This is a genomic window from Aquamicrobium soli, from assembly GCF_042646345.1.
GTDB classification, from domain to species: Bacteria; Pseudomonadota; Alphaproteobacteria; order Rhizobiales; family Rhizobiaceae; genus Mesorhizobium; species Mesorhizobium soli_A.
Window position 1 is genome coordinate 1 of the sequence record NZ_JBHRTK010000027.1, and the last position, 3191, is coordinate 3191.

Sequence of the window (3191 nt, forward strand, 5' to 3'; positions counted from 1 at the left end):
TCATAGCTCCGGCACGGCTCGCGCGAGCCAGCATCTCCTGCGGTCCTCGGCGTATGCGTACGAGATAGGCTTGTGTCTGGACTTGACCTTACGCTTGACCCGGAGCGGCAGCCTCGACGTTTTGAGGTGATCAACGGCGCTGGCGGGCGGCGTCACTGGTCGATGGATGATAAGGCGCGGATCGTCGCGGAGACGCTGGAGCCGAACGCAATCATCTCCGAAGTCGCCCGGCGTTATGGTCTCAGGCCGCAGCAGGTGTTCGCCTGGCGGCGCGAAGCGCGCAAACAGGCTTCGGTGCAGCAGGAATCCCCGGCCTTCGTGCCGGCAGTGGTGGAGGTGCCGCTTGCGGAACCCGCGACGACGCGTCCAGCACAGCCGCGGAGACGGAAGACTACCCGAGATGCTGGCGTGATCGAGCTTGAGATCGGTGGCATCGCCATGCGGGTTGGCCGCGGCGCTGATGCGCGGACCGTTGCGGCGGTGATCCATGCGCTGAAGGCAACGTCGTGATCGGGCCGACAGGCGCCGTCAAGGTCATGGTGGCGACGAAGCCGGTGGACTTCCGCAAGGGCGCGGAGGGGCTGGCTGCGTTGGTGCGCGAGACGATGGGCGCCGATCCGTTCAGTGGCGCAGTCTATGTGTTCCGCGCGAAACGGACGGATCGGATCAAGCTGATCTTCTGGGACGGCACCGGCGTCTGCCTCTATGCGAAGCGTCTGGAGGATGGCGAGTTCCGCTGGCCGAAGGAGCAGGATGGCGTGATGCGGCTGACGGCCGCTCAGTTGTCGGCGCTGCTTGAAGGGCTTGATTGGCGGCGGGTTCATGAAGCCCGCCGGACGCGCGCTCCGGCGCAGGCGGGTTGATCCGCGACCAAGTGAATCAGCCTGGATTCCGCTGTCGCCCGGAGCTGGCGAATATGGTCTCATCCGATCATGGCGATGACGGCGGACCAGCTTCCCGACGATCCGGACGTGCTGAAGGCGATGGTCCTGGCGCGCGATGTCGAGAATGCTCGCCTGACCCAGATCATCAAGGAATTGCAGCGCCACCGCTTCGGCCGCAGGGCCGAGAGCCTGCCTGAGGATCAACTCCTCCTTGGCCTTGAGGAGGCCGAGCAGATCGAGGCGGCGGGCGAGGAAGAAGCCGAACGTGCCGATCTGGTCAAACGCAGGGAGCGCACCGCGACGCGGCGCACGAACCGTGGTGCGCTGCCGGCACACTTGCCGCGCGTGGAGATGGTCGTCGACATCGAGGACCATGCCTGCCCATGCTGTCGCAACGGACTTCACCGGATCAGCGAAGACGTCAGCGAACGGCTCGACATCGTGCCAGCGCAACTGCGCGTGATCGTCCCCAGCGTGACAGCGTATAACGGATCGCCTCGGCGAGCTTCGTCTTCTGGCTGATCAGGCCGAGCTTCTCGCGCAGCCACGGTTCGAGCTCGGCCAGGATCGGTCGGCTCCTTTCCTGGCGCGCGGTCGGGTTTTACGCCGCCCGCAGCCGGATTATCCCGCCGCTACCGTGGTCGATTTTTGCACCGCCGCTCTCAAAGCGCCACAATCAACACCCGGCTGCCGCCGACGCGCGACGCCGCCTACACATCGACGGCGTTTAACTGCGGGAGCGGGGCGATCGGCAAGAGCACCGCAACCCGTCGCCTCAATGCCAGCGATATCGCTGGTGACTGCGAGGCGCTGACCTGGTGGAACAGCGGGGGCGGGTCATCCGCAGGCTTTTCGAGCGCCGCATGCGCGAAAAGACGATTTGCTTGATCGGGATGCGGTGATAAGCGCGGGGCCTTATCTCGCGCTCGCTATCCTGCTGGCCTTCGCTGGGCTCGCCGCAACGGCTCTCTGGTATCGCTCGGATGCAATCGGCGCCAAGGTGCAGGCTGCGCAGCTCGCGCTGATCTTGCCACGGCGGTAGCCGCCAACAAGGTCCCGGCGAAAACAATTGGCCGGTTGCGCGCCGATGCGGAGCGCAACGACAGGATCCTCGCCAAGATGGCCGACGACATCGCCGGTATCAACTCCACCACAGCCGAAACCAATCAGCAGATCGGGGAGCTTAAAGATGCGAACGAGGATGTCGGAGGCCTATCTTGCTGGCCACGTGCCTGCTGACTTTGACCGGTTGCTTAACCGATAATCTGGCTGTGGTGTCGGCACCGCAGGTTATCCGTGAGACTGTGCCGACGGCGTTGACCCGGCCGTGCCTGCCAAGGCAACGCCGGCCGCTGAAGGCGACCCGCGATATCGTCAATCGGCTCACCTATACGGAAGGAGCGCTGGCCACTTGCGCCGCACAGGTGGATGGGGTGCGGGCGTGGAACGAGAGGCGGAAATGACGCGAGAATCGATGGCAGAGCGGCAAGTGCGGACGGAGGAGCAGATCAAGGCCATATCGGCGCAGATAGCCATCTGATCCAGCAGGGGCAGGACGCCGCTGAAGCCGGAAGCGCGGCTACGAGGCGGCCGAAGCGACTCGGCTGGAACTCCACGACATGAGACATCGGCTCGATGCCTCTGAAAAGGCACTTTCCGACATACGGCCAACTACAGCCGAGCTTGAGCGGGCGAGAGATCGCGTGATCTTTGCGGGATCACTCCGTAAGGCCATGTGGAGCGTCGGCAAGGCACTGCTAGCGTTCGCCGCCGGTCCTGTCTTTTGCAGGAGGCCTGGCCCGGCGCTTCTCGCGGAGCCGGTAGCTGTCGCCTCGGATGTGCGCACCGAGACATCAAGACCAACGAATAATTCCATAGCAAAGCTCCTCCAGGTTGACCCGTTGGAGCTTGCCCGGAAGACGGTCTACCAGCCACCCTTTCAAAGGAGGCGGCTGACGCCCCAATCATCCGATCTTTTTGTTGTTTCAGGCTGTTATAGGCTCGCCGTCGTAGGTATTTAGCCATTCGGCGGTGCAACACTGCCGAGCGCCACGCCACGGCCGATCGCCGAATAGACGAGGCCGTGCTTCTGCACTTCCGCCGGGTCATACAGATTGCGGCCGTCGATGACGAAGGGACGGGCGAGCGTCTGCTTGAGCCAGCCGAAATCGACGACGCGGAACTGCTTCCATTCCGTGCAGATCACCAGCGCATCGGCCCCTTCCACCGCCGCTTCCGGGCTGTCGCACAGGACGAAATCCGGCCGCTCGCCATAGATGCGCCGCGCCTCGTCCATCGCTTTGGGGT

5 protein-coding genes and 2 pseudogenes are annotated in these 3191 nt (G+C 64.2%); 5 read left to right on the forward strand and 2 right to left on the reverse strand.

Features of this window, described 5'->3' with window-relative positions:
* The first annotated feature begins 72 nt into the window (after window positions 1-72).
* From tnpA to ACFOHJ_RS20405, 3 genes and pseudogenes are all read left to right on the forward strand, one after another.
* Window positions 73-510, forward strand: a complete 438-nt coding sequence (gene tnpA / locus ACFOHJ_RS20395; RefSeq protein ID WP_378224100.1) for an IS66-like element accessory protein TnpA — start codon at window positions 73-75, stop codon at window positions 508-510.
* Entirely contained in the window at window positions 507-863 is a 357-nt protein-coding gene (gene tnpB, locus ACFOHJ_RS20400; RefSeq protein ID WP_378224101.1) for an IS66 family insertion sequence element accessory protein TnpB, read from the forward strand. The genes tnpA and tnpB overlap by 4 nt, the downstream gene beginning before the upstream one ends.
* Window positions 864-932: 69 nt before the next feature.
* Window positions 933-1352: pseudogene (locus ACFOHJ_RS20405) on the forward strand (IS66 family transposase); the annotation flags it as partial.
* Window position 1353: 1 nt separating this feature from the next.
* On the opposite strand, the pseudogene ACFOHJ_RS20410 reads toward ACFOHJ_RS20405, so the two are convergent.
* Window positions 1354-1473: pseudogene (locus tag ACFOHJ_RS20410) on the reverse strand (IS66 family transposase); the annotation flags it as partial.
* Between the two features lie 59 nt (window positions 1474-1532).
* On the opposite strand from ACFOHJ_RS20410, the gene ACFOHJ_RS20415 reads away from it, so the two are divergent.
* Both ACFOHJ_RS20415 and lysC read left to right on the forward strand, forming a co-directional pair.
* The gene (locus ACFOHJ_RS20415; RefSeq protein WP_378224103.1) at window positions 1533-1772 is read left to right on the forward strand and encodes a glycoside hydrolase family protein; all 240 of its coding nucleotides are present in this window, start codon (window positions 1533-1535) and stop codon (window positions 1770-1772) included.
* A 386-nt stretch (window positions 1773-2158) separates the two neighbouring features.
* A complete protein-coding gene (lysC, locus tag ACFOHJ_RS20420; RefSeq protein WP_378224106.1) occupies window positions 2159-2347 on the forward strand; it encodes an Rz1-like lysis system protein LysC in 189 nt (62 codons plus the stop codon).
* A 554-nt stretch (window positions 2348-2901) separates the two neighbouring features.
* Here lysC and ACFOHJ_RS20425 read toward each other — a convergent pair.
* A partial coding sequence (locus ACFOHJ_RS20425) for a UDP binding domain-containing protein (RefSeq protein WP_378224104.1) occupies window positions 2902-3191 on the reverse strand: 290 nt, incomplete at its 5' end.